Raw genomic sequence first — 25,964 nt, 5'->3', positions numbered from 1 at the left:
GGCCTTGGAGGGGGAAGCCAAGGTGAACAAACGTGCTCCAGAGAGGGCTTTAGGGGGACGGGTGACTGGTAATACCCGTCTTTTTTCTCAAAATGAGACTGTATGGTCACCCATACATTTCTGCCTCAAGGTGAACCGGACTCGTTTTGGGAGGTTTTTGGGAGGGGTCAGACCCCCCGTCTTTTTTGCCAAAATGGCAGCGCATGACCGCCCATACACCCTCTTTTTCGGGTCAATGACCCGCGTTTTGAGGGGGCGGCAATGAGGGGCGTCTTTGTCGATTTCATCCGGATCAGTCAGCGCCATCCGGGCCGGCTCGACCCGGAAACCGGTGAGCTGCTCCCGACCCTGCCGACCGTCGATAGCGGCATCGTCGCCAAGTTTTCGCCCGGCCCAACCGGTGAGCTACAGGTTGAGTGGGAAGTCACCAGTCGTCGTCAGCTTGAAGGGAGTTTTGACAGCCTGATCCTTCTCCACTGTGATGGTTTTAAGGTGTCTCTTGAAGGTAACGTGGGTCGATTTAATCGCCCTGATAACGTTTTCAACTTGGATTTTGAGAAGACGATTGCCGCGTGTAACCGTTTCCTAGCCCAGCACGACTTGCCGCCTTTTACTGCTGGGGAAAGGATTCTTAATCCGAACCCGAGCGACTATGACATTGAGCATGGGTTATTCGAGGTCTGGACTGGAGCAACGATTTCTGAAATCCACCTGACGCGAAACTATCTCTGTGGCAGCTATGCCGCTGCTGAATCGGTAATTGGTTGGCTCAATACACAATCGGTTTCTCACATCAAGAAAGGCCGGGGCGGTTCTACTACGGTGGCTTTTGGCGGTAACGGTACCAGCCGTAAGAAGATGACTTTCTATCTAAAGGCGCCGGAGATGCTGTCACATCCGCACGGTCGGAAGCGAGCTGAAATCAAAGCCGATCCGGTTTATCAATACTGCGAACAGAACGGCTTGTTGCGTGCTGAACTAAAAGCCAAACGCCTATTACTCCGCGACGCCGGGCTGCGCTATCTCGGCGATGTCACGATGCCGAAACTAGTGAGGCTTTACGAAATGGAAATGGATATTCTTGATCGGGTAAAAGTCGATGCATCATCTATCGATTTGTCCACCCTGCCCGCTGCTGTTCGTTCTACGGCAGATAGTTATTTGCGCGGTGGTAGACCTCGCTCGTATCTCAGTAAGCCTACATTCTATCGGCACGCGAAAATTCTTCGGGAATATGGGCTAGACATTACGGCTGACTCGGACCGAGAAAACAGTCCGCAATTCCGAATCGAGGTCGTACAGATTCAGCTCGTTGAGCAAGCCCCCGAATGGTATTGGCCGCATCAGCGTCAATTGCGCCTGATACAGGGCGGACAACAAGCTATTGCGGAGGCCGCGTAGTAGATCGGCAGCGGCCGCTAAGGCGCGTGAGCGCCGTAGGCCGTGCCGATCTACTACGCGGATATATGGCGGCTTGTGTTGAGCTGCAAGGCGCAATGCTCACTGTTACGGCGAAGGACGTACCGCCGTCGCAGTGCTCGCAATATGTATTGATGACCGCAGCAGAAACTCCGGCGTTTTTACCGCCGCTGACTGCGGCCCAAGGCTTCCAAGTATCTCTTGCAATTGCCGGCGTCTGGGCGATTGCCTGGGCATTTAAAACAGTCAGACGCACATTATGAGGAACTCGATTTATGAAAAAGCAATTTGCCAAAGTCGTCGCTATCGTCTCCACTACCGCCCTGCCCGCCGCTGCGATGGCAGCTGACGCGATGGATATGACCGCGATCACGGACCAAGTGAAAGCGGCCGGCGTTGCAGTCGGCACCGTCGGCGCCGCGGTCTTGCTCGTCATGGTGGGTATGAAGGTATGGAAGTGGGTTCGCGGCGCGCTCTGATTTATTAACGCCGAATAAAGCCCCCGCAAGGGGGTTTTATTTTAAGGAAATCAAATGGTCGGCTACATCATAATAATTGCGGTATTGGGGGCGATATGGATTCTCTTTTCCGATTGATTTTTCTGTTGATATTTTCCTCTGCGGTTTATTCGGCGGACACTGATCAGCCGCAGAATCAGAAAGCTTGTGATTCTGATAATCGGTGCGCTGGTTCACTCGGCGATTATCATAAAAAATATTATCCGACCGCGCGAGCAGAATTCATTAATCAAAGAGCCTGTAATTATTCTGATAAGCCAGCAACTTGCTATGATGGGAGATTTGATTCCGACAGCCCTAACTATATGATTACCAGGGTAATTTATGTAATAAAGGAACAGTGTCCAAAAGGTACTGTTTGGGATGAGCAGCAGAAAAAATGCGTAGAAGACTGCTCGGCTCGAAAAGGCGAAAAAATCGCCAATATATACCTTGGTTGTTATAACGGTTGTCATACTGGTGAATATGAAGTCTGGAGAGGTGGTAAAAGTCGTGAATGGGGTAGTGTATTTACGGGGACCAAATGTGGTCCTTCTGATCCGACTAAGCCGCCTGAACAGGGTCATCCCTGTAATGGCAAGAAAATGTGTGATGTAGGGGCAAAAGACCCCTGCCCTGACGGCTATGGTTCTATTCAGATGGGTAATAAGAAGAAGTGTATTAAGAATGGTGAGCCTGAAAACCCTAAGAATCGGGATGATTCAGAATGTAAAGAAGGGCAGATTAAATTCGAGGGCAAGTGTCAAAATCTGACCGATATATTCCCGGACTCTGGTGACGAAAACGGTGACGAAAACGGTGACGAAAACGGTGATGGAAACGGCAATGGGAACGGCAATGGAAACGGGGACGGTAATGGTGACGGATCCGGAGACGGTAAAGGCAGTGATTTCTGCAAGAAAAATCCTGAATCGATAGCTTGCAAGAAATCCGAGTTCGGTGGTTCCTGCGGTTCTTTCTCATGTAAAGGTGACGCAATTATGTGCGCCATGGCAAAAGAACAACACAAGCGTAATTGCGAAATGTTTGAAACGCCAAATGAGTTCTCGGAAAAGGGTAAAAAGGCGATTGCTGGTGATGCTGAAATATTGAAGTCGCTGCCGAAGAATGCCGTTGGGGACCCTGTTAATATTTCAGAGAAAGTTTTTACGGGAAATGATGAATTTCTCTCTGGGTCTGCCAGCTGCCCGCCGCCGCGCGTTATATCGATCACGTTGATGGGCCGAACAGAGCAGATCGCAATCGAATGGACGCCTGTTTGTACGTTGGCTGGGTATATCCGGCCTGTCCTGCTGTTGGTGGCATCGCTTGTTGCCATGGCGGTTATTTTCGGAGGGATGAGCTAATGCCGTTGTTTATGGCGATGCTGGGCGGCTTACTCGTGTCGCTCGTTGAGAATATTGTTGCCAGGGCAATTACGGCGCTCGGGATCGGATTTGTTGCCTATACCGGTGCAGATTTGGTGCTTGAGCAAGCAAAGGGGCTTGTACGATCAAACCTTGCCGGTCTGCCGGTCGAGGTCGTTGCAATCGGCTCGATGATGGGGGTTGGTACTGCGCTGACGATTGTGTTTTCAGCTTATGCGACTCGGATGGCGCTGATGGGGATTAAATCCGGTGGCTCTTGGGTTCGTAGTCACTACGGAGCTGCAAAATGATTACGCTGATTACTGGATTGCCCGGTAACGGTAAATCGCTCTTCGCTTTGCATCATGTGAAGAAGCGCTCAGACAAAGAGGATCGCCAGGTCTATTACAACGGTATCCCTGAGCTGACGCTCGACTGGGTGCAACTGGATGAAGCCAAGGACTGGCATACCTTACCGGCCGGCTCGATCGTCGTGATTGACGAAGCGCAACGGATCTTCCCGCGTCGTAAGCTCGGCGCTCCGGTGCCGGAGCACGTCAGTCAGTTCGAGACCCACCGTCATCACGGCTTTGATGTCTACATCATCACGCAGCACCCGAGCTTGATTGATCCGCATTTGCGCGCCCTCGTCGGGCAGCATTTCCACGTCGTTCGCCAATTTGGGCTACAACGCGCGAAGATCTATGAATGGCCGCGTGCCGCTGATGTCACAAAGAAGTCGGATCTTGCCGAGGCACAGCCGCATCGCTGGTCGTATCCCACGGAAGTATTCAGTTGGTACAAGTCGAGCGAGCTGCACACGCACAAGCGCAACATTCCGAAGAAACTGTGGCTGCTGTTGCTTGTTGCGGTCTGTGTTCCGGCCCTTGTCTACGCAACGACTCATGTCATGTCGCGTTTCGTTGAGAAGCCCGCGACAGATTCTGTTGTTGATTCAGCGCCGGCGATTGGTTCTGTTCCTGCCCCGCTTGCGGCCTCGTCTTCGTCTGTCGCCGGTCCGTTGACCCGTGAACAGTACATGCAGGAACGGCAGCCGCGCCTGCTCGGGTTTCCGGCTACTGCGCCGGCATATGATCGAATCACGACCCCGGTTGCTGCGCCTCGCCCCGCTGCGTGCCTCACGACGAAAACCCGCTGTGCTTGCTACACGCAGCAAGGCACGTTGATGCCTGACATGCCTGTTGATATCTGCGTTCAGATTGCCCGCAACGGTTACTTCGATGACACCCTGCGCGATTCTGTCCCTGTCGTTGCTTCTGTGGCCTCGCCGGCGGCGGCCCCGCCGACTTCACCAGTTGCACCTGTTCCACCTGTGGCGGTTGCCACCGCCCCGGGGGCAATCACTGCCCCCGTTCGTAATCCGGCGGTGTGGTGGTGATATGTCGTTTGATCAGGTTTTGTGGACCATCCTGCTTTGTCTGCCTCCAGCCGTTCTTTTCTATAGGGTCGTCACCTTTATGTGGCGTGTCCCTTTTCTTTCTTGTCAGTTTTTTTCATTGACCGAATGGGGTGTTCTCGTTTTGTCCTTGTTAAGAATTGCTTGTTGGGATATTTCCACCCGTCTCGCATTTTACGTGTACTACCTGTTTTTTTACTAAGTGGTAGGGATACGTTATTTCGCGGGCACTGCTCGATCCGCGTCGCCGACGCCGGCCCCGTGCCTAGAGACTGGCACCGCCTCTGTTTCGCATAGCGCGCGTGCACCGCGTTCACTCTTGAGTGATCGCGGTGTTCGTGCGCGATCTGTGCGCGACAACTGAGCGTCGCAGACATGCACGAGATGACATCTCGTGTCGGCGCTCGATGTAGAGCGCCGCGGCTTCGACCTGGTCGGCTTCGACCTGGTCGGCTTCGACCTGGTCGGCTTCGACCTGGTCGGCTTCGACCTGGTCGGCTTCGACCTGGTCGGCTTCGACCTGGTCGGCTTCGACCTGGTCGGCTTCGACCTGGTCGGCTTCGACCTGGTCGGCTTCGACCTGGTCGGAAAAGCAAAAAGCCCGGCATCGCCGGGCTTGATCATCGCACTTAGTATCACCGTGATACTCGCGTCCCTCTTTTTACCCTCTGAGAACAACCTTCGTCGACTCTCTCAACACCCCAGTGTCTTGCTGCCGTTAGCTCTGCCTTGACCCATCTGAGTTGCTGATCAAACCGTGATCCGCACGTCACGATTAGCAAGAACTCCCAGTAGACAACTGGGCACCTCGTTCGTCCGTGCTCCCAATTCCGCAATGTTGACTCTGAGACTCCGAGTAGCTCCGCAGCGTCAGAAATGCGAAGGCCCGCTAGCTGGCGGGCCCGTTTCATCTCTGCAGGTGTTGCGTGTTCCCGTCTACGCCATCTGGCCAGCTTCCATGCTTCTAAACTCTTGATTTTTGACATTTCGACATAGAGCAAATATTAAAAAATATGACTTAATCATTATCTGCCTCCTCTTGTTCTGTATGAACAATAACAGTAATAGGACATAAATTGCAATTAAGCTCACCACGAGCAATCCGTCCGTCATAGCTTGCCAAGCCGCTACTTTCGGTCGTTCCGGCCGCTCCAATCAGGATGCCCAGAGCCAGGACTGCCAGCGACGCCGCCTTCTGGGCTTTCTGCGTCGTCGCTTCCCACAAATTTCGCCAGTAGTCCCGTCTTTCTGTAGTTCTCTCGCGCTCCGCATTGGCTGCCGCGATTACCTCTACCAGGCTGAGTCCTAATATCTGGGCGACTTGTGCGCATGTGTAGTCGTCCATGATTCGCTCGCCTCTCATGTACTGCCCCACCGAGTTCCTGCCAAGACCGATGGCTTTGCCAAGCGCGCTATCGCTCTCTGCACCGATCTTCTCTTTCGCCGCTTGTAGATACTCTGCTGTTGTTTTCATCGCGTTTTAGCCCGGTTTCTGTGCCTGTTGGACATATCAGGTTGACGCTCTCACCAGAGAGCATCCATGATTTGCTTTGCAAAGCTCTCGGATGAGAGCAGGCGATTCTTGACCGTCAGATTTTAACAGTAGCCGCTCGGAAGCGGCGCCCAGCCTAGGACAGCATGTATGGACAACTTGCACACCATGAGAGTAATTGCTATCGGATTCAGCCGTATGGCTGGTACCGCGAAGGCATCCGGCAATCAGTACGACATGTGCCGTTTGCAGATTTTGCTGCCGCAGACCAGTGCTCGCACGCAATCGATGGAGCGCACCGCGGCTGGCTTTCAGGCGTCCGAGCTCGAGGTTGATTCGAGTCGTTGGCATCAGTTCGTCAACATCCCCTACCCAGCTCACATTGACGTCCAGTACGTCGAGGAACTGGTGAATTTCAAGGGCCGCGCAGAACCGCGCCGGAAACTCGTGGGTGTTGCCGCCACGACCCCCATAGCGTTGATCGCTACGCAGGCGACACCCACCGCGTCGCCCTCCCCGTCTGCTGCTCCGAAAGTAGCTGCGTGACTATGCCAGCTAAAACCCTGGAATGCGTTGTGAGGCTGATTAAGCTTTTGGACGAGCAATTGTTGCTTGATTCTATTGATCAGTCTGAAACAGATGATTTAAATCTGCTTTATAACGCGTTTCTTTTTTGGGAGCAGCGAGTCGAGCTTGTGCTTTCTGCTCGCAATAGCTCAGAAAAATAAATTCATTGAGATAAAATGATCGATTGGCTCACGCTAAAAATTGATGTGCATCGCGTTCCTCGTGAAGTCATCGAGAAATGCCACGAGCGTGCCGGAACGATCATGCACTTGATGCCGGATGGGGAAATTAAGTGGCGTCGAGTCGCTCGCGAATCGATTCGGTCGGACAGTCATCAAATGGTGATCGAATGCACCACGCATTTTGTGATGCATGGATCGCCTGCTCGAGTGGGGGGAGATAATAATGTTTTTGGATCAGGCGATATTGTTGATTGCGCGCAGCGCATGATTCGATTCGCAGCGAAAACCCTCGGTGTGATTTTGCCGATGGATTTGTCGCAGTGGCGCGTAAGTCGTGTGGACGTGACTCACAATTACGCGCTTGCATCTGCCCAAGAAGTCGCGCAAGCGCTGTCAGTATTAAGGCAATCTGAAGGCGGAAGATTTCAAGTTCGTACAAATGCAGAGACGATTTATTGGGGGAGCGGATCATCGATCCGACGCATGAAAGCTTATGCGAAAGGGCCGCATTTACTGCGTCAATTTAAGCGTAATGAAGCTCATGCAAATTTCGATGAAATAGAAATGTCGCAGCGATTGTTAAGACTCGAACTTTCTTTGATGGGGCAATTTTGGCGTGAGAGATCGCAAAAGCCTTGGTTCGAATATACCGAGTCGGATTTAGACGCGCTGCATAATGAATATTTCGGCCAAGTTATCGGCTCAGTGGAGATTGCAGAGATGCAAGACCTCAGACAGGCATTTAGGGACGCTGCTGTGCGTCTTCGTGAATCCAGCCCTCCCGCAACCGCAAAGACTTTTAGTGAGGCTTCGGCGGATCGCGCTTATATGATTTGGGCGCTGATTAAAGCTGTTGGACTTCGTCAAGCTGAAGATACGACCCCGCGTAGCACGTGGTTTCGCTCGAAAAAAATCATGATGGAGGCCGGTCTGAGTTGGTCAGATCTGCACGCCGGTCAGGTATTGCCGTTCCGTCGCAAAGCGATTGTTCTTGGAGCTCCGGTGCGTTCGTGGGACGAGTTGCGGAGCGTTGCATGATGGCGCCGCCCTGCTTAATCACGATATCGAATAGGAGCCGCGTGGATCTGACGACCACGGCGACAGGTCGCGCTAGCGGCCGGCGCCGGGGCGGCAGATCCACGCGGAGTTATGGCCGCTTGTGTTGATTTACAGGGCGGCGCGATTATCGTTACTGCTCAGGACGTCAAACCGTCTCAGTGCACCCAATTTGTTTTGCTGGAGCCGGCAGAGATAAACAACTTTCCACCGTTGACGATCAAAGAAGGTTTTCAAATATCCTCGGCCGTTGCTTTCGTCTGGGCAATTGCATGGGGTTTTAAGATGATCAGACGAACATTGTGAGGACTAAATCGTGCGTAATTTCAAGAAGAAGGCTGTTGCCGTTATTTCTGTTTCTGCTATGTCTGCTGGCGCAATGGCCGCCGATATGGATATGAGTGCTGTTACCGGTGCTGTTAAAGAGGCTGGTACTGCTGTTGCGACTGTTGGCGCCGCGGTGCTGCTCGTCTATGTCGGCATTAAGGTTTGGAAGTGGGTGCGCGGCGCACTCTGATATTGATTCAGAGAGAAACCCCCGCAAGGGGGTTTTTTTTGGAGAAAATACTGTGGCTGGCTACATCATAATAATTGCACTGCTGGGGGCGATGTGGATTCTCTTTTCCGATTGATTTTTTTGTTGATTTTTTCTGCTGTGGTTTATTCGGCGGACACTGATCAGCCGCAGAATCAGAAAGTCTGTGATACTGATCAGCGTTGCATCTCGGGTTCATTGTCTGATTATCAAAAGAAGTTTTTTCCAACCGCAAAGCCCGATGAACCGTACTTTAGGAATGCTCGAGCTTGCAATTACTATGATAAGCCTGCAACTTGTTATGATGGTAAATTTAATAGCGATAATCCAAACTATTTAATTTGGGCAATTGTTTATGTAATAAAAGAACAGTGTCCGAAAGGTACCATTTGGGACCCTCAGCAGAAAAAATGCGTAGAAGACTGCTCGGCTCGAAAAGGAGAAAAAATCGCCAATATATACCTTGGTTGTTATAACGGTTGTCATACCGGTGAATATGAAGTCTGGAGAGGTGGTAAAAGTCGTGAATGGGGTAGTGTATTTACGGGGACCAAATGTGGTCCTTCTGATCCGACTAAGCCGCCTGAACAGGGTCATCCTTGTAATGGCAAGAAAATGTGTGATGTAGGGGCAAAAGACCCCTGCCCTGACGGCTATGGTTCTATTCAGATGGGTAATAAGAAGAAGTGTATTAAGAATGGTGAGCCTGAAAACCCTAAGAATCGGGATGATTCAGAATGTAAAGAAGGGCAGATTAAATTCGAGGGCAAGTGTCAAAACTTGACTGATATATTTCCGGATTCCGGCGACGGTAATGGTGATGGCAATGATGACGGTAGTGGTGATGGAAATGGCAATGGGGATGGCAACGGTGATGGTAATGGAAACGGAAACGGAAACGGAAACGGTGATGGGCAGGGTTCTGATTTCTGCAAGAAAAACCCGGAATCAATAGCTTGCAAAAAATCGGAATTCGGGGGTTCTTGCGGTTCTTTTTCTTGTAAAGGTGATGCGATTTTGTGCGCGATGGCTAAAGAGCAGCATAAAAGAAATTGTGAAATGTTTGAAACCCCTAATGAATATTCAGAGAAAGGCAAAAAGGCTGTTGCTGGTGATGCCGAAATATTGAAGTCGTTGCCCAAAAATTCGATGGGTGATCCTGTTAATATTTCAGAGAAACTATTTACCGGCGATGATGAGTTTCTTGGAGGCTCGGCGAGCTGTCCGCCGCCGCGTGTTGTGTCGATTGCACTGATGGGTCGAGTTGAGCAGATTGCTATTGAGTGGACGCCGGCATGTACACTTGCCGGTTACATGAAGCCTGTTTTACTGCTTGTTGCTGCACTCGCTGCGTTGAAGATTATTTTAGGAGGGATGAGTTAATGCCTTTACTTCTTGCAATGCTCGGCGGTCTTTTGGTTTCATTGGTTGAAAATATTATTGCCCGAGCAATTACTGCTTTAGGAATTGGTTTTGTTGCTTACGCTGGGATTGATACTCTGTTAGAGAAGGCAAAGTCTCTGATAAAGGCTAATTTATCTGGCATGCCTTCTGAGATTTTGGTAATTGCTTCGATGATGGGCTTGGGCACAGCTCTGACTATCGTTTTTTCAGCTTATGCCGCTCGATTTACGTTGATGGGTATTAAGTCTGGCGGTACTTGGGTCAGATCGCACTATGGGGCAACAAAATGATCACGTTGTTTACTGGCATTCCTGGCGCTGGCAAGACGTTGTTCATGCTGCATCATGCTAAACGTCGTGCTGATGCAGAGAATCGTCCTGTTTATTATGATGGTGTGAATGAATGTGCACTTGACTGGGAAATGCTTGATGACCCGAAAGAGTGGTTTAAATTGCCTGTCGGATCGATCATTGTCATTGATGAGTGTCAGCGTATTTTCGGACGCCGCAAAGCCGGGGCAAATGTTCCGGATTTTATTTCGGAATTCGAAACACATCGACATCGCGGATATGATATTTATTTAACAACACAAGGCATTCATTTAATCGATGCGCATTTAAAGCCCTTAATCGGGCAGCATTTTCATATAACCCGATTTTTTGGTGGATTTAATCGTGCAAAAGCTTACGAATGGCCGAGAATTGGAGATCCGGCAAAACCGTCAGAATTAACTGCGGCGCAGGAGCATCGTTGGGCATATCCGAAAGAAGTATTTAATTGGTACAAATCCAGCGAATTGCATACGTATAAAATCAATATTCCCAAAAAATTCTATATATTGCCGGCCGCTGTTTTGGGGGTGATTTTTTTAACCTATAAGGCTGATTCCATCTTGTCAAAATTCGGCGGTGCCGAATCCGAAAACCCTGAAAATAAAAAAGGAAGTGTGATTTCTGATAATAATATTTTGGCTTCTTCTATGTCATCGTCCGCTCCTGCTCAATTGATGACACGAGAACAATATCTTGCAAGTCGTGAGCCGCGGATTGTTGGCTTCCCGGCGACTGCGCCGGCTTACGATAAGATCACAACCCCGGTATCGGCTCCTCGCCCCGCTGCGTGCATGGCTACGAAAACCCGTTGTTCGTGTTACACGCAGCAGGGCACTCTGATGCCCGACATGCCGATCGGCGTATGTGTTCAGATCGCCCACAATGGGTATTTCGACGATACCCAGCGTGATCCAATGCCTGCGACAGCTCCGTCGCTGCCGGTTCGGTCTGAGCCGGGCCTGCCCCTGATCCCGGCGCCGCCCTCTATCGCGCAGCCGCCGATGACTGCTGCTTCGACCTCTACTGCTACGCCGTCCCATAATCCGGCTCTCTGGTGGTGATCAACTGTGCCGCTCATTCGCGGGCGCTGCTCGATCCGTTCATCGCTGTCGGCCCCGTGCCTAAAGACAGAAACCCGGCTTCTGAATCGCATAGCACGCGTGCACCGCGTTCACTGATAAGTGAACTCGGTGTTCGTGTGCGATCTGTGCGCGACAACTGAGCGTCGCAGACATGCACGAGATGACATCTCGTGTCGGCGCTCGATGTAGAGCGCCGCGGCTTCGACCTGGTCGGCTTCGACCTGGTCGGCTTCGACCTGGTCGGCTTCGACCTGGTCGGCTTCGACCTGGTCGGCTTCGACCTGGTCGGCTTCGACCTGGTCGGAAAGACAAAAAGCCCGGCATCGCCGGGCTTGGTCAAAAACTATTTTTTGGATTGTGCACAATTGGTTCAGCAGCGCTCCCTAGTGCGGGTGCTTAGTAACACCCGCACTTAGTATCACGGTGATACTTTCGCTTGATTCAGCGCTACCCTTGATCGGAATTTGAACTCCCTGTCAACCCCCCAATAGCCCTCCCTGACAAGGTCAACTTTCAGATCACGGAGGCGAGCGTCAAACCTTGTTCCGTATGTCACAATCATTAAGAATTCCCAGTAAACGACAGGACATCGCGTTCTGTCGTGTTCCCAGTTTCTGATAGTGGATTCTGATACAGCCAACAGTGCCGCTGCGTCAGAAATTGAAAGGCCCGCTTTCTCGCGGGCCACTCTTATTTCCTCGGGTGTTGCGTATGATCTCTTACGCCACCGGGCTAGCCTCCAGGCCTCTAAGTGTTTGATTTTCTTTGCCATATAATGAAAATATTCCGCACAAAAACCTGATAGAAATACTCAGGCTCAGGAATATTATCAAAATAATGGCTACATAAAAGGGGTTATTTACAAATTTCCCCTATATATTACTGAGCAGTCTTCCCTGAGCCATTGCGGTTCAGATAATCGTCCAACACCTGTTCCAGCACTTCATTGACACAGCAATTTCTCTGTTTGGCCAGCTTCTTCAGCTGTTTCTTCAGATCCGAGCGCAAGGTGGTGGAAAACGGTTCGCGTCCGATCGGGATGGCTGTGCCGTTGGCGGCGGCCTTCTGGGTCTCTTGCGACAGTTTCGACTGGTTCTTGCGGTAGGCGCGCAAGGCGGCGCGGGCGCGTTCGCGGGCGTCGCCGACGTATTTGCGTGGGCGGCCGGCTTTTTTGATTTCCATGCCTGGCAAGGCTTGGGTCTTGTCGTCGCGTTGATCTATCGCCATGACTTACCTCTTGTCACCGTAACAGTTCTACATCGCATAGTCCGCTCGTAAACGGCAAAGCCCGCCGAAGTGGCGGGCTCGCTCTGGTTCGGCAGCCGCCGCTTCAGGTCAGGATGACCTTGGCGTATTTCCGCTTGCCCACCTGGAGCACCGCGACGGTCCCCCGGGTCAGCATCATCGCCTTGTCTTCGACCTTCTGCGAATCGATCCGCACCCCGCCTTGCTCGATCTTCTGCCGCGCCTCGGTGGTACTGGCCACCAGTTGCGCCTGCTTGAGCACCTGAGCCAATTGCATCGAATCGCCCTCGGTAATTGCAATGGTGATCTCGGGCACATCGTCGGGAATACCGCCCTCGGCACGACGCTGGAAATCCTGTAGCGCCGCTTCAGCCGCCTGCTGCGAATGGAACCGGGCGACGATTTCCTGGCCCAGCATCACTTTGAGGTCGCGCGGATTACGCCCCGCCTCGACTTCACCCCGGAAACCCCGAATCTCGCTCAGCGGCCGGAACGACAGCAGATCGTACCAACGCCACATCAGATCGTCGGAAATCGACATCACCTTGGCAAACATCTCGTTGGCCGGGTCATCGACACCGATATAGTTGCCCAGTGACTTGGACATCTTATTGACGCCGTCGAGCCCTTCGAGCAGCGGCATCATCAACACGCACTGCGGCGACTGGCCGTAGTGCTTCTGCAGCTCCCGCCCCATCAGCAGATTGAATTTCTGATCGGTGCCGCCCAGCTCGATATCGCAGCCCATGGCCACCGAATCGTAGCCTTGCATCAGTGGGTAGAGAAACTCATGGATCGCGATCGGCTGATTGCCATGAAAGCGCTTATGGAAATCGTCGCGCTCCAGCATCCGGGCCACGGTATGAGTGGCAGCCAGGCGCAGCATGCCGGCGGCGCCCAGCGCTTCGAGCCATTTCGAATTGAACATGACCTCGGTGCGGGCCGGGTCAAGGATCTTGAAAACTTGGGCAGCGTAGGTTTCGGCATTGGCCGCGACCTGCTCCGGAGTCAGCGGCGGACGGGTGGCATTCTTGCCAGTGGGGTCACCGATCAGGCCGGTGAAATCGCCGATCAGAAACTGGGCGTGATGACCCAGGTCCTGGAGTTGCCGCATCTTGTTGAGCAGCACCGTATGGCCCAGGTGCAGATCGGGGGCAGTCGGGTCGAAGCCGGCCTTGACCTTGAGCGGCACGCCGCTTGCCTGACTTTTTTCCAGCTTCTGGGCCAGTTCGGACTCAACCAGCAGCTCGTCGGCGCCGCGCTTGATCTGCTCCAGGGCAGATCGCGTCGCGGCGGAAATGGTTTCGCTCATAATGCATCCTGTTACGCCAGTCAAGGCTTGCCTTGGGTTTGACTGGTCGCTTTGCTAGGCTCGTAATCTGTAAGGCGATGCGGACCGGACACGGCTTGCATCGGGCGCGGCGTTGCAGTAAATAGCCCCGCCTTGCGCAAATCGCGCCGATTTTACCCCAAAAACTGCCAAACCCCGCCATGCCTAATCGTTCTCTTTTTGTGGGCCTGATGTCCGGCACCAGTCTGGACGGTATCGACTGCGCACTGGTCGATTTCGCCGACGGCCGGCCCAGAGTGATCGCCGCCGACTGTCGCCCGTTTACCAGCGAATTCCGCATCGAGCTGCTGGCCCTGCAACGCCCCGGTATCGAAGAGCTGCACCGGGCCGCCCTTGCGGCCAATACCCTGGCCGAAGCCTATGCCCGCGCTACGCTCGACCTGCTGACCGAGGCCCAGATTCCCCCGCTTGCCGTGGCCGCCATCGGCATGCATGGCCAGACCATCCGTCATCGGCCCGAACATGGCTATACCCTGCAAATCGGCAATGCCGCACTGCTGGCCGAACTCACCGGCATCAGCGTGGTATCCGACTTCCGCAGCCGCGATGTCGCAGCGGGTGGCCAGGGTGCGCCACTCGTGCCGGCTTTCCATCAGGCGGTATTCAGCCGTGAAGACCGGCATCGGGTGATCGTCAATGTCGGCGGTATTGCCAATCTGACCGATCTGCCAGGCTCAGGTGGCGTCGTCACGGGCTTCGACACCGGACCTGGCAATGTGCTGATGGATGGCTGGATCCAACGTCACCTCGGCCGCGACTACGACGCCCACGGCGCCTGGGCAGCTTCGGGGCGGCTTAACCCGGCCCTGCTCGACCGGCTGCTGTCTGAACCCTTCTTTGCCGAGCCGCCGCCCAAAAGCACGGGCCGCGATCTGTTCCAGCTCGACTGGCTCGACCGCCATCTGGCCCAGTTGCCGCCCTTGCCGCCGGTCGATGTCCAGGCCACGCTGCTGGCCCTGACCAGCCTCACCATTGCCCATGCCATCGAACGGATCACCCCGAACGCCCGTGAAGTCTATGTCTGTGGCGGTGGCGCCCATAACACGGCCCTGATTGCCGCCCTCGCCTACCAATTGCCCAGTCGGCGGGTTTCTACCACCGCGATGCTCGATCTTGATCCCGACTGGGTCGAGGCCGTTGCTTTTGCCTGGCTGGCCCGGCAGCGACTGCTCAAGCAACCGGGCAATCTGGCTGAAGTGACCGGCGCGGCGGGCGCCCGTATCCTGGGCGCTGTCCATATCGCCTGATCGGGAATTTAAATAAAAGAATCAAGAAAATACTCTACAAGACAAATAGCCTATTCTAATGAATTTAGAAAATAATTGGCCATCCACTTTTCCCATTTGCTGCACAGCCGGGTTCGTCAAATTCCCTATGCTGGCTTATGATGGCCCGGCGTGCCCTGGATCGGATTCTGTGCTCAATGAGCACACCAGGCTTTCTGCCACCGCCGTTAGCGCACTAACGGCCAGCATCGGATTCTCAATGTGATTTCCACGGCCAGCGATCCCCTGCACTACCTACGTGAAACGACCGCGACTCTCCATCAGCGCTTTGATAGCGCGCTTCCCATCGCCCGCGAGGATGCCGGTCTGAGCGACTATCTGGCCCATCTACGGGCAATGCGGCGTTGGCTCGATCAGTTGAGTCTGGTCTGGGAACAGGCCGACTCACCAGCCTGGCAACCGATGCCGGCAGCAATCGCCGACCGGCTGGCGCTGATCGATGCCGATCTGGGCGAAGCCGGAGAAACGCCACTCCCGGCCGCACCCTGCCCTCCCGCCCCAGCCAATAACGAAGCCTTCCTATGGGGTGTCGCCTATGTCGCCGAAGGTTCACGGCTCGGTGGTCTGGTGCTGCATCGGCGGCTGGCTGCCCAACTGGCTCCACATCCCTTACGTTTTCTCTGTGCCGGCAACGACTGGCCACGATTCATTGCTGCACTGCGTGCCGCTGATCCAGCGCGTAAGGAAGCCCGCGCCGGGGCCTTATGGGCATTTGCCCAGGCCGGAGCGGCCCATGGACTAGCGCTGGACAGCCCATCATGAGTAGCCCCCATGAACCCGTTTCGCTGGCCAACTGTGATCAGGAACCGATCCATCTGCTTGGCCAGATCCAGCCGCACGGCGCCCTGCTGGCGTTCGATTTTTCGCGTCGGCTGACCCATCTGAGCGCCAATGCTTCGGCGCTATTGCCAACGCTCCCGGCGCTGGGTCAGCAGCTTGCGCCGACCGATCTGGCGGGCCACCCCGACTTCCATGGACCGTTCGAGACCCTGCTGGCCGAGGCGCTGATCGGCCGGGAAAGCGGGCCGGTTCACCATGAGCTGGTGCTCAACGGCCAGACTTTCGATCTGCTGCTCCATGTCCACCAGCACCGGCTGATCGCCGAATTCGAGCTGCGCAGCATCAGCGAGGCCGAACTCAACCAGTTCGCCCTGATGGCCTACCGCCATATGAGCAAGCTCAAGCTCCAGTTCCAGCGCGATCTGCACGCCTTGCTGGCCGAAGCGGTCATCGCCATGCGCGCCCTGACCGGCTTTGATCGGGTGATGGCCTACCGTTTCCATAGCGACGGCAGCGGCGAGGTCGTGGCGGAAGCGCGTCAGGCCGGACTCGATCCCTATCTGGGGCTGCGTTATCCCGCCAGTGACATCCCGGCCCAGGCGCGTCAGCTCTACACCATCAATACCTTGCGCCTGATCGCCGATGTGGGGCTCGCGCCGGTGCCGCTGCTGTCATCCGACGGCTCGCCGCTTGACCAGACCTTTTCGGTGCTGCGCAGCGTGTCACCGATCCATGTCGAATATCTGAGCAATATGGGCGTGCGGGCCTCGATGAGTCTGTCCATCGTGCTCAACGGCCGCCTATGGGGATTGATCGCCTGCCATCATCTGTCGCCGCATCGGGTGCCTTATGCGATCCGGATGTCGTGCGACGTACTGAGCCAGTTGCTGGCAGTAGGCGTTCAGAGCGCCCAGGCCCAGGCGGTGGCGGGACGACTCGAAGCGGCGGCCGAGCTGCGTTCGAGGCTTGCGGCGGTGATTACCCATCAAGACGAGCTGGTCAGCGGTTTCACTCCCTTGCTGCCCGAACTGAGCCGCTTATTGCGGGCCAATGCCTGTGTGGTGGGTTTTCTGACCAAGCAGGCCGTCGAAGGCGAACTGGCGCGCGACACCACCCGCGAGCTGCTGACCTGGCTCGATACCCTGGAACAGGACATCTATTTCACCGATCGATTCGATGAACTCCCACCGCCGCTGGCCGCCTCGCTGTCGCCGTTCTGCGGGTTGGCGGCGATCCGTTACGACGCCATCCACGGCGGCTGGCTGGTCTGGCTGCGCCATGAGCAGATCAAGACGGTACGCTGGGGCGGCAAGCCGGAGAAACACCTCACCGTCGGCCCGCTCGGTCCGCGCCTGACGCCGCGCGGCTCGTTCGAGGAATGGCGTGAGACGGTCCACGGCACCAGTTGCCCTTGGGACGAGCTTGATCGCTCGATCATCAGCCAGTTGCTCGACGACCTCAACCGCGCCTGCATCAGCCGCACCGTCGAGCTGGAACGGGCGCGGGCACAGCTATTGGCCGTGCTGGGGCACGATCTGCGCAGCCCCTTGCAGGCGATCAGCATGGCGGCGCAACTGATGGAATACCGGCAGGAAAACAGCCGAATGGCCCGCCAGATCCACGCCAGCACCGGACGGATGGAACGGCTGATCGGTCAGGTGCTCGATATGACCCGGATCCAGAACGGCATGGGACTTGGCCTTTCGATCGCGCCCACCGATCTGAGCGTGCTGATGCGCCGTCTGCTCGATGAAACCGAACTGGCCAACCCGGGCATGGTGCTGGCCTATGCACTGGAAAACGATCTGATCGCTCCGGCCGATCCGGACCGGGTGATGCAGATGGTGTCCAATCTGCTCAGCAACGCGCGTCACCACGGCCAGCCAGGACTGCCGGTATTCGTCCGGCTCGCCGCCGAAGACGGCTATGCCGTGATCGAAGTCAGCAATAGCGGCGAACCGATTCCGGCCGAGCTGGTGCCGATTCTGTTCAATCCGCTCAAACGCCAATCGGCGGCCAATCCACGTAATCCTTCGGGACTGGGACTGGGCCTCTATATCGCCTACGCCATCGCCACCGAGCACAGCGGCAGCCTGAGTTACCGCTATATCAGCGATCAGGTGATGTTTACCATTCGCCTGCCCTTGCATGGCGAGGCAAAACCGGCGTAACCGGACTTGGACGGATGTTAAAAGAACCGAGAGTCCCGCTGCCACCAAACGGCGTCGTGCCTCATGACTTCCTTCCCTGTGAAGACTGGATTGGAGCTGGAGCCGTACTCCACGTCCTGTCCACGCTGCGATGTCAGCCAGATTGGACGCCACGTTTAAGCAGAGCGTGTTGGGGTGGAGCGCTGCTGCTGGACACTGTGAGGGAGATGGAAAAGCGCTGGGGTCGATCATCCAGCGCTTTGGGTATCAAAAAACATAAAACATTCTTTTATGTTTAAATTCATCTCTGTATCTAGCAAGCGTTTTTCCTGATTTTTTCCTTTTCTCTTCCAACGCTCCCGGACGGCTCAATCCGCCGGCCCGTAGTACTCGGCATAGCGTCCACTGTCGCGCAACTTCTTCAAGCCACGGTTAAAGGCGGCCATCAGCTTGGCGCTGCGTGGGTTTTTCTTGTTCAGGATCAGATGGTAGGTCACCACATTGTAGGCACGTGGATGGTGGGTGATCTGGTTGACCTCGGCCGGGGTGAAGTTGGCGCGCAGCGTGGCATAGCCGACTTTGAGGTCTGAAGGGAAGATGTCGAAGCGATCCTTGAGCATCTTGCGGAAGCTATCGACATCGCTATTGGCACGGTCGACCTGGATCGCAGGGTTTTTCTCGAACTCGTACTTGTAGCCCAAGGTACCGCCGACCCGGACCTTGGTCAGGTCATCGAAGGTCTTCCATTCAAACGGGAATTTCTTCAGATGGAAGAACACCGACTTGCCTTCGAACACCGCATCGCTGAACAGGAATTTCTCGCCGCGTTCAGGCTCGTAGGTCCAGACCAGCGAGCCATCGTGGCGGCCTTCCTCGGCTTCGATATAGGCGCGTTTCCACGGCATGAACGAATAGCGGACCTTGATGCCTTCCTGGGCAAATGCTTCGGTGACGATATGACTGGCAATGCCGTAGTGCGGCTCGTGTTCCGACTGGTAAGGCGGCCATTCGCCATTGGTCAGGGAAACTTCCTCGGCCGCCTGGGCCGTGCCTAGCATGCCGACCAGACAAGCTAGCGCCATGACCTTGCTTGGATTCATTGCTGTGCTCCTTACTTCCTGAACGATGTGCTGTTCCAGCATAGTTGGGCGGCACAGGAAGTGAATCGACGGGCGACGAGGTGGCAGCTCGACGGTAAACAAGACCATTGGCATGATCGTTTGAACCGATTATCGTGGCGGCCCGGTTCTCGCTCTTTAACTACCTGATTTTTTATTTTATGAATTCCCATATTCTGTTATCTCCGGCGCAAGCCTTTGATTTCTTGTTGAATGTGGCCGTGGTGCGGCCCGTCTTTATCTGGGGTGCGCCAGGTATCGGCAAAAGCGCGCTGGTGCGCCGTTTTGCCGACGCGGTCGGCCTTGAGTGCATTTCGCTGCTGGGCAGTCAGCTGGCTCCTGAAGATTTGCTGGGGGTACCGCAGATCGACGGGCGCTGTTCCCGTTTCTTCCCTCCGTCCAATATCGTGCGCGAACAGCCTTTTGTGCTGTTTCTCGACGAACTCAACGCCTCCTCGCATGAAATCCAGAAGGCGTTCTATTCGCTGATCCTGGAGCAGCGGGTCGGCGAATATCAATTGCCGGCCGGCACCATCGTGGTTGGCGCCGGCAATCGCGGCAAGGATGCCGCCATTGTCAAACCGATGCCGTCGGCCCTGATCAATCGGATGGCCCATATCCATCTGCGGGCCGATCACCGTCAATGGCTCGATTGGGCGCTCAACGACGGCGCGCTGCACCCCTGGGTGATCGAATATATCCAGCTGCGCCCCGACCATCTGTGGCACGAGCCGCCCAAGCATGAAGAGAGTTTTTCCACGCCGCGCAGCTGGCATATGTTGTCCGACGCCTTGCAGTCGTTTGGCGAGAACATCAGCGACGAGATGATCGAAGCGCTGGCCTATGGTCTGCTGTCGCCGGCCCATGCCGGCAATTTCAAAGGCTTTATCAAGCAGATCCGCCAGAAGCACACCCTGACGTCGATCATCAAAGGCGACACCCGCTGGCCCGATCAGCCCGCTGATCGTGATGTGCTGTTCTTCCTGGCGCAATCATTCCGCGCCCATCTGCGCAAGGAGTTGCCGCAGGACGAATCGGCGCTGCGCGCGGAACATCATCAATTGACGCTGCGGGCCAAGGACCGGCTGCGTGAACTGGCGCGCATCAGCGTCGAGATTGCCCAATCGGTGCTGTCCGAAGACGAACAGGGCCGCCGACTGCCGCCATGGTTTCTGGTCGAAGTGGCGCGCGATCTGCCGCGTCTTGCCAATCGCGACAAGGTCCGCTCATGAAGCGCCGTGAAGTCAAAGACCCGGCTGCGCAGGCGCGCCAGGCCGGGTTGCAGTTGTTGTACTGCCATCCGGTGCTGGGCCATCTGGCCGGGCATATCCGCTTCTTGTCGTGCCAGGATCAGCGCAAGGTGGCCGGCAAAGGCTGGTTCAGTCTCGATGCCAGCGGCGAAATCTGGCTCAACGGCAAGCGCCGGGCCGAGCCCGAACATTGGCTGCGCATCGGCGCCATGGCCGCCCTGATGCTCGGCTTTGAACTGGTCCGCCCGCGCGACCCACAGCCCTTGTGGGAATTGACGGCACTATTGAGCGTCCACGATTTCTGCCGCGACGCCAAAATTGGCCGTCTGCCAGACAACCACGATGCGCCGCTGTTTGCACTGCCCCCCGGCGGTGAGCAAGCACTGTTTGCCCTGCTGCAACGCGATCCGCCCTCGGCTGGCCTGATCGAATGGCGCGATCTGTTCGGCGGTGGCCGGCCCCTGTTCAATCACCTCGATCATCCACCGTCGCCCAACCGACCTGCCTGGAAAGCCCTGCTGGCCGAGGGCATCGCCTACGGTGCCGGCCGGGCGATCCGGATTGCCGGTGGCGAAGTGGTCGATGACAACGCCCTGGCCAAGCCGCTCAGCATCGCCAGCAAGGCCAGACGGCAGTTGATCAATACCTATCCCCTGCTGGGTGCACTGGCTGCGAGTTTCGATCTCGAAGAGGACATTCGGATCTGCCAGCAGTACGACATCCAGGTAGCCGCCATCGATGTCGGGGCACGGCGGATCTGGATGAACCCCAGCGCTGGCCTCAGTGAAAGCGAGGCGCTGTTCGTCTTCGCCCATGAACTGCTGCACGCCGGGCTTAACCACAGCTCGCGGCGACGCGGACGCGATCCGCTGTTATGGAATGCCGCCTGCGATTTCGCCATCAACGCCTGGCTGGTGGAAATGGGCGTCGGCACGCCGCCACCGGTGGGCGGACTGCTCGACCCGCAGTTCAAGCGCTGGTCGGCCGAAGAGATCTACGATCATCTGGCCACCGATATCCGGCGCGCCCGCAAGCTCGCCACGCTGCGTGGCACCGGCCTTGCCGATATGGTCGGTGAAAGCAGCAGCGAGCTATTCACCGACGCCGAGGCCTACTGCCGCCGTGCCCTGCTGCAAGGGATGGAGCGCTGTTTCAACGAGCAGCGTGGCTGGTTGCCGGCAGGACTGGTCGAGGAAATCCGCAGTCTGTCCCAACCGCCGATCCCCTGGGATGTGCAACTGGCCGAGTGGTTCGACCAGCATTTCCCGCCGCTTGAAGTGCGGCGCAGCTATGCCCGGCCGTCGCGGCGGCAGACCAGTACCCCGACCATTCCGCGACCAGGACAGATTCCGCCCCCCGACGATATCCGCCATGCCCGGGTGTTCGGCGTGCTGCTCGATACCTCGGGCTCGATGGCGCCCAAGCTGCTGGGCATGGCCCTGGGCGCCATCGCCAGCTATGCCTTGGCGCGCGATGTGTTTGCGGTGCGCCTGGTGTGTTGCGATGCGGCAGCGCATGACGAAGGCTGGATCGCACCGGAGCGCCTGCTCGATCGGCTGTCGGTCCATGGCCGTGGCGGCACGGTGCTGCAACCAGGTCTCGATCATTTCAAGTACGCCATGGCCAGCGGCGATTTCCCGCCGGCCGGGCCACTATTGATCATTACCGATGGCTATTGCGAGGACCGGCTGACAGTACCGGGCGAACATGCCTATTTGCTGCCGCAGGGCAATCGATTGCCGTTTGCGCCGCGTGGAAAGGTGTTTGAAATTGCATAGTGGTCGATTTCAATTTGGCGCCCACTAGAATCGGCACAATGGGATGGATCAGATTGAGAAACCTCTCCCATCATCGCCTCCTATGCAAGATATATCTGGCAAATGAGCAATGGTGCGTTACGTTGCTTTGCAGCTAACGCCCCCTGCGACCTTTTGTTTTTTTTGGACGCCATTTTTAACGATGAATTTTAAGTGGATGCTCTGATCGTGTGGCGTGGACAGGCTCTTCGCAGCCGCGTCAGACAGAGCATCCGCTTTGCTTTGGCCGGCACTTCCGCAGCCAACAATTCACGACTTTTCCGAACGGTAGGAAATCGGTAGGACCGCCCTCCCTACAGTGGCCACACCGCACGCCGCATCCCGCGACGTGCCGCCATCAACCCACCTGGGAGCGCAACATGAGAGTAGCTAGCTGCATCGCAATGTCCTGCGGACTGTTGACCACCTTTACCGCACTGGCCGACGAAAAGTATCTGTTTCCCGCCCGCGGGACCGATCTGGGAGCCGGTCATTACTGGGTCGTCGACGAGTTCAGCGAAGGGCCGTATATCCTTGATCTGAAAATCCGCCGCTGGGATGCCACCACCCAGGCCTGGACCAGCCGCAAGGACGGCATCACGGCCGCCGAATATCAGGCTGCCCCAAGCAACGACAAACATCTGACTTTCGGCATGCCGCTGTATGCCCCGATCGAAGGCGAAGTCATCAGTTGCTGGCGCAATAATCCCGACAACCCGAAACCGGGCGAAAAGCTCGACGCGGTCAACGGCTCGGGCGTCAATGTGCCGAAGACCATCTTCACTTCGGGCAACCATATGATCATCAAGACGCCGGGCGGCCGGGCCTTCCTGGTGGCCCATATGCAGCAAGGCACCGTGCCGGCGGCGCTGTGCCCCAAGCATTCGGTCTATGCGACCGATGTCACGGTCCGCCTGCCCAGTGTCTGCCCCGATACCGGCAAGCCGAGCACCGGCTTCCCGCAGGATTCCTATATTCCCGAAGGCCAACGGCCCAAGGTGAAGAAAGGGCAATTCATCGGCCGCGCCGGCAACTCGGGCAATTCGACCGGACCGCATATCCATATCCATGCGGTACCGCTGAGCGGCAACAACACCTGCCCAGCCGTGGCCATGCCGTTCTACAACGCCTGGCGGCAGGATCTGGCCAGCAATGCGCCAGCCAATCCCGGCGCCTGGGAAAAGCTCAACGGCAGCGCGATCACCGACAGCGTCGGCAATTCGCTGATACTGCCCGGCATTGCGTCGGGCTCGGCCGAAGTCGCCCGCCATGGTCTGTCGGCTTCGATGTATCAGCAGAACGCCCAGTTGATCGCCGGCTCCGGCTACCGAATGCATTGGGTCGATGCCTACCGCTTTCAGGGCCAGACCTATTACGACGTGATCTTCCGTCCCGCCGACGGTACGCCCTGGGCCGCCCGCCATGGTCTCGACGGTGCCCAATACCAGGCCGAATACAACGCCTGGAAGGACAAGGGCTATCGACCCATCCAGGTCGAGACCCATGTCGAGGGCAACGAGATTCGCTATGCCGCGATCTTCGTCAAGGACGGCGGCCCCGCTGTCGCCGCCTACCACGGTCTGTCGGCTGCCGCCCAGGCGCAGCGTCATCTCGAACTGACCCAACAGGGTTGGAAACCCACGGTGATCTCGGTGGTTTCGCTCAATGGCCAGCGCTACTACGCGGGTCTGTACGAAAAGACCGCTGCCACCGTGGTGACGGAAACCAATCTGACGGCAGCGGGCTACCAACAGGCGTATACCACCCATCAACAGGCAGGTCGCAAGCTGGTCTACCTCAACACCTATGACGACAACGGCCAAGCGCGCTTTGTGGCCATCTGGCGCAGCGGCGTCCAGGGCGATGGTCCGGCCCGCCACGGCATGACCAGCGCCGAGTATCAGACCGAATGGTCGGACAACACCGGCGACGGCTATCTGACCGAAGCGGTCACGGGCTATGTCTCCAACGGCGAACGGCGCTACGCGGCTTACTGGAGGAAATAAGGCAGGACTAACTATCCTCTGGAACTATCAATGGACAGAATCAGTGGTTCAGGAGACATAGGAGGCCAAATGCAAGCAGTAGTGTCCAGATGTAAAAGCAAATACGTGCTTCTCCGTGATTTCCACTAAAAATCTATCGATACAAAAGCAGGATATTTAGAGAGATAGGGCTTCCGTTATGGGAAGCCCTATTGTTCATTCCGGCCACGGACCGATCCAACAGCACGAGGCATGCAAGCGGATCGACCTGCCGTAAAAAGCTTTAGTGGAAATCTCAGAAAACCGTGGCTGACAACCAGCCCACGACACCACTGCACACCACCACCAGCCATGGCGGCAGTTTCCAGAACATCAGGGCCACCAGTGCCACGAGGGCCAAGCCAAAGTCCCGCGGTGCATGGATCGCACTGATCCAGACCGGTTGATACAGTGCAGCCAGCAACAGGCCCACCACAGCCGCATTGATGCCCGACAACGCCGCCTGTGTGTGGGTGTGGCGACGCAAGTGCTCCCAGAACGGCAAGGCTCCCATCACCAGCAGAAACGATGGAACAAAGATCGCCAGCAGACAGATCGAGCCACCCAGCCAGCCGGAGGGTGTCTGGTTCATCGAGGCGCCAAGAAAGGCTGCAAAGGTGAATAGAGGACCAGGGACGGCCTGTGCAGCGCCGTAGCCTGCGAGAAAGGTGTCATTGCCGACCCAACCCGAAGGCACGACTTCGGCCTGCAATAGCGGCAACACGACATGACCGCCCCCAAAGACCAGTGACCCGGCCCGGTAGAAGGCATCCACCATCGACAGCGCCTGATGCGGGAACCAGACCGTCAACAACGGCAAGCCCATCAGCAGTGCAAGGAACAGCAGCAGCCAGACCAGGCCAACCCGACGGCCGATGGCGATCGGCAAGGGGTCGTGCCTGGCCTCGGGCGGCGGCTTGAATCTCAACAGGCCAATCACCGCAGCCATGACGATGACCCCTACCTGCCCCCAAATCGAGGGCACCAGAAGTACCAGGCAGGCCGCCGCCACCATGATGGTGATACGTGGGGCATCGGGACAGAGCTGGCGCGCCATTCCCCATACCGCTTGTGCCACCACCGCTACGGCCACGATCTTCAAGCCGTGCAGCATGCCAGACGGCATCGCTTGTCCGTAGTTGGCGATGCCCAGTGCAAACAGGATCAACAGAAGCGCGGACGGCAGCGTGAAGCCCGCCCAGGCGGCCACCGCCCCGAGATAGCCGGAGCGGGACAGCCCGAGCGCGATCCCGACCTGGCTGCTGGCAGGCCCTGGCAGAAATTGGCACAAGGCGACCAGATCGGCATAGCTGCGCTCGGTCAACCACTGCCGCCGCGTGACGAATTCAGCACGGAAGTAGCCCAGATGGGCAACCGGGCCACCGAAGGAAGTCAGACCGAGTCGGAGAAAGATCAAAAAGACAGCCCAAGGGCTGCGGTCAGGCTGAGTGGTCTCAGTCATGGTCGGTATCTTGATGTGGTGCTGTATTGAGCCAAGATAATCGAAATACGCGGGGCAAAGTGGACTGCGCGATGCTACGGGAAACTGCCGGCCAATGGTCGGCCGGTTCTGGAATCGAGCTTATGGCTCAAGCAATGATCTCTTCCGTGGTG

Annotated in this window: 26 protein-coding genes; 19 read left to right on the top strand and 7 right to left on the bottom strand. The window is 56.4% G+C overall.

What is annotated here, in order from left to right; all coding sequences use genetic code 11:
- Window positions 1-261: 261 nt before the first annotated feature.
- From ACFOW7_RS03705 to ACFOW7_RS03680, 6 genes are all read left to right on the top strand, one after another.
- Window positions 262-1,401 (top strand): phage/plasmid replication domain-containing protein, encoded by a 1,140-nt coding sequence (locus ACFOW7_RS03705; protein ID WP_378161154.1) that lies wholly within the window; start codon window positions 262-264, stop codon window positions 1,399-1,401.
- A 293-nt stretch (window positions 1,402-1,694) separates the two neighbouring features.
- Entirely contained in the window at window positions 1,695-1,898 is a 204-nt protein-coding gene (locus ACFOW7_RS03700) for a major capsid protein (protein ID WP_378161152.1), read from the top strand.
- 95 nt (window positions 1,899-1,993) lie between these two features.
- Complete coding sequence (locus ACFOW7_RS03695; RefSeq protein ID WP_378161150.1) at window positions 1,994-3,283, top strand: virulence factor TspB C-terminal domain-related protein; 1,290 nt, start codon at window positions 1,994-1,996, stop codon at window positions 3,281-3,283.
- On the top strand, window positions 3,283-3,594 hold the full coding sequence (locus tag ACFOW7_RS03690; RefSeq protein WP_378161148.1) for a DUF2523 domain-containing protein: 312 nt from the start codon (window positions 3,283-3,285) through the stop codon (window positions 3,592-3,594). Before ACFOW7_RS03695 ends, ACFOW7_RS03690 begins: the two co-directional genes overlap by 1 nt.
- A complete protein-coding gene (locus tag ACFOW7_RS03685; RefSeq protein WP_378161146.1) occupies window positions 3,591-4,682 on the top strand; it encodes a zonular occludens toxin domain-containing protein in 1,092 nt (363 codons plus the stop codon). Before ACFOW7_RS03690 ends, ACFOW7_RS03685 begins: the two co-directional genes overlap by 4 nt.
- A 412-nt stretch (window positions 4,683-5,094) precedes the next feature.
- Complete coding sequence (locus ACFOW7_RS03680; RefSeq protein WP_378161144.1) at window positions 5,095-5,433, top strand: hypothetical protein; 339 nt, start codon at window positions 5,095-5,097, stop codon at window positions 5,431-5,433.
- On the opposite strand, the gene ACFOW7_RS03675 is transcribed toward ACFOW7_RS03680, so the two are convergent.
- Together ACFOW7_RS03675 and ACFOW7_RS03670 are read right to left on the bottom strand one after the other, a co-directional pair.
- Complete coding sequence (locus tag ACFOW7_RS03675; protein WP_378161142.1) at window positions 5,336-5,611, bottom strand: helix-turn-helix domain-containing protein; 276 nt, start codon at window positions 5,609-5,611, stop codon at window positions 5,336-5,338. The genes ACFOW7_RS03680 and ACFOW7_RS03675 overlap by 98 nt on opposite strands.
- Before the next feature lie 107 nt (window positions 5,612-5,718).
- The gene (locus tag ACFOW7_RS03670; protein WP_378161140.1) at window positions 5,719-6,174 is read right to left on the bottom strand and encodes a hypothetical protein; all 456 of its coding nucleotides are present in this window, start codon (window positions 6,172-6,174) and stop codon (window positions 5,719-5,721) included.
- 168 nt (window positions 6,175-6,342) lie between these two features.
- On the opposite strand from ACFOW7_RS03670, the gene ACFOW7_RS03665 reads away from it, so the two are divergent.
- From ACFOW7_RS03665 to ACFOW7_RS03635, 7 genes are all read left to right on the top strand, one after another.
- On the top strand, window positions 6,343-6,738 hold the full coding sequence (locus tag ACFOW7_RS03665) for a hypothetical protein (protein WP_378161138.1): 396 nt from the start codon (window positions 6,343-6,345) through the stop codon (window positions 6,736-6,738).
- 197 nt (window positions 6,739-6,935) lie between these two features.
- Window positions 6,936-7,979 carry a phage/plasmid replication protein, II/X family gene (locus ACFOW7_RS03660; RefSeq protein WP_378161136.1) on the top strand — a complete coding sequence of 348 codons (1,044 nt, stop codon included), beginning with the start codon at window positions 6,936-6,938 and terminating at the stop codon, window positions 7,977-7,979.
- 334 nt (window positions 7,980-8,313) lie between these two features.
- Entirely contained in the window at window positions 8,314-8,514 is a 201-nt protein-coding gene (locus ACFOW7_RS03655) for a major capsid protein (RefSeq protein WP_378161133.1), read from the top strand.
- A 93-nt stretch (window positions 8,515-8,607) separates the two neighbouring features.
- Window positions 8,608-9,915, top strand: a complete 1,308-nt coding sequence (locus tag ACFOW7_RS03650; RefSeq protein ID WP_378161130.1) for a virulence factor TspB C-terminal domain-related protein — start codon at window positions 8,608-8,610, stop codon at window positions 9,913-9,915.
- The gene (locus tag ACFOW7_RS03645) at window positions 9,915-10,226 is read left to right on the top strand and encodes a DUF2523 domain-containing protein (RefSeq protein ID WP_378161128.1); all 312 of its coding nucleotides are present in this window, start codon (window positions 9,915-9,917) and stop codon (window positions 10,224-10,226) included. The genes ACFOW7_RS03650 and ACFOW7_RS03645 overlap by 1 nt, the downstream gene beginning before the upstream one ends.
- Window positions 10,223-11,329: a zonular occludens toxin domain-containing protein gene (locus ACFOW7_RS03640; RefSeq protein ID WP_378161126.1), complete on the top strand. Its 1,107-nt coding sequence runs from the start codon at window positions 10,223-10,225 to the stop codon at window positions 11,327-11,329. Before ACFOW7_RS03645 ends, ACFOW7_RS03640 begins: the two co-directional genes overlap by 4 nt.
- A gap of 191 nt (window positions 11,330-11,520) precedes the next feature.
- Window positions 11,521-11,766 carry a hypothetical protein gene (locus ACFOW7_RS03635; protein ID WP_378161124.1) on the top strand — a complete coding sequence of 82 codons (246 nt, stop codon included), beginning with the start codon at window positions 11,521-11,523 and terminating at the stop codon, window positions 11,764-11,766.
- Window positions 11,767-11,768: 2 nt separating this feature from the next.
- Here the strand turns inward: ACFOW7_RS03635 and ACFOW7_RS03630 are convergent, their stop codons facing one another.
- The 3 genes from ACFOW7_RS03630 to tyrS all read right to left on the bottom strand — a co-directional run bounded on the left by ACFOW7_RS03630 (window position 11,769) and on the right by tyrS (window position 13,907).
- Window positions 11,769-12,122, bottom strand: a complete 354-nt coding sequence (locus ACFOW7_RS03630; RefSeq protein WP_378161122.1) for a helix-turn-helix domain-containing protein — start codon at window positions 12,120-12,122, stop codon at window positions 11,769-11,771.
- 107 nt (window positions 12,123-12,229) lie between these two features.
- Window positions 12,230-12,577: a hypothetical protein gene (locus tag ACFOW7_RS03625; RefSeq protein WP_378161121.1), complete on the bottom strand. Its 348-nt coding sequence runs from the start codon at window positions 12,575-12,577 to the stop codon at window positions 12,230-12,232.
- A 103-nt stretch (window positions 12,578-12,680) separates the two neighbouring features.
- Window positions 12,681-13,907 (bottom strand): tyrosine--tRNA ligase, encoded by a 1,227-nt coding sequence (tyrS, locus tag ACFOW7_RS03620; protein ID WP_378161119.1) that lies wholly within the window; start codon window positions 13,905-13,907, stop codon window positions 12,681-12,683.
- A gap of 179 nt (window positions 13,908-14,086) precedes the next feature.
- Here tyrS and ACFOW7_RS03615 point away from each other — a divergent pair, with 179 nt between their 5' ends.
- From ACFOW7_RS03615 to ACFOW7_RS03605, 3 genes are all read left to right on the top strand, one after another.
- Window positions 14,087-15,193 (top strand): anhydro-N-acetylmuramic acid kinase, encoded by a 1,107-nt coding sequence (locus ACFOW7_RS03615; RefSeq protein ID WP_378161117.1) that lies wholly within the window; start codon window positions 14,087-14,089, stop codon window positions 15,191-15,193.
- 240 nt (window positions 15,194-15,433) lie between these two features.
- Window positions 15,434-15,994, top strand: a complete 561-nt coding sequence (locus ACFOW7_RS03610) for a biliverdin-producing heme oxygenase (RefSeq protein WP_378161115.1) — start codon at window positions 15,434-15,436, stop codon at window positions 15,992-15,994.
- Window positions 15,991-18,183 carry an ATP-binding protein gene (locus ACFOW7_RS03605; RefSeq protein ID WP_378161114.1) on the top strand — a complete coding sequence of 731 codons (2,193 nt, stop codon included), beginning with the start codon at window positions 15,991-15,993 and terminating at the stop codon, window positions 18,181-18,183. Before ACFOW7_RS03610 ends, ACFOW7_RS03605 begins: the two co-directional genes overlap by 4 nt.
- Window positions 18,184-18,530: 347 nt before the next feature.
- On the opposite strand, the gene ACFOW7_RS03600 is transcribed toward ACFOW7_RS03605, so the two are convergent.
- On the bottom strand, window positions 18,531-19,262 hold the full coding sequence (locus ACFOW7_RS03600) for a substrate-binding periplasmic protein (RefSeq protein WP_378161112.1): 732 nt from the start codon (window positions 19,260-19,262) through the stop codon (window positions 18,531-18,533).
- Window positions 19,263-19,441: 179 nt separating this feature from the next.
- Here ACFOW7_RS03600 and ACFOW7_RS03595 point away from each other — a divergent pair, with 179 nt between their 5' ends.
- The 3 genes from ACFOW7_RS03595 (at window position 19,442) to ACFOW7_RS03585 (ending at window position 24,332) form a co-directional block, all read left to right on the top strand.
- Window positions 19,442-20,512: an AAA family ATPase gene (locus ACFOW7_RS03595; protein WP_378161109.1), complete on the top strand. Its 1,071-nt coding sequence runs from the start codon at window positions 19,442-19,444 to the stop codon at window positions 20,510-20,512.
- Entirely contained in the window at window positions 20,509-22,308 is a 1,800-nt protein-coding gene (locus ACFOW7_RS03590; RefSeq protein WP_378161107.1) for a vWA domain-containing protein, read from the top strand. The genes ACFOW7_RS03595 and ACFOW7_RS03590 overlap by 4 nt, the downstream gene beginning before the upstream one ends.
- A 398-nt stretch (window positions 22,309-22,706) precedes the next feature.
- Entirely contained in the window at window positions 22,707-24,332 is a 1,626-nt protein-coding gene (locus tag ACFOW7_RS03585; RefSeq protein ID WP_378161105.1) for a hypothetical protein, read from the top strand.
- A 274-nt stretch (window positions 24,333-24,606) separates the two neighbouring features.
- On the opposite strand, the gene chrA is transcribed toward ACFOW7_RS03585, so the two are convergent.
- Complete coding sequence (gene chrA, locus ACFOW7_RS03580) at window positions 24,607-25,812, bottom strand: chromate efflux transporter (RefSeq protein ID WP_378161103.1); 1,206 nt, start codon at window positions 25,810-25,812, stop codon at window positions 24,607-24,609.
- Window positions 25,813-25,964: the final 152 nt, after the last annotated feature.

The sequence above is a fragment of the Chitinimonas lacunae genome, from assembly GCF_042650885.1.
Lineage (GTDB): Bacteria > Pseudomonadota > Gammaproteobacteria > Burkholderiales > Chitinimonadaceae > Chitinimonas_A > Chitinimonas_A lacunae.
The sequence above is the reverse complement of the archived record's forward strand: the minus strand, read 5'-3'. Positions and strand labels throughout refer to the sequence as shown.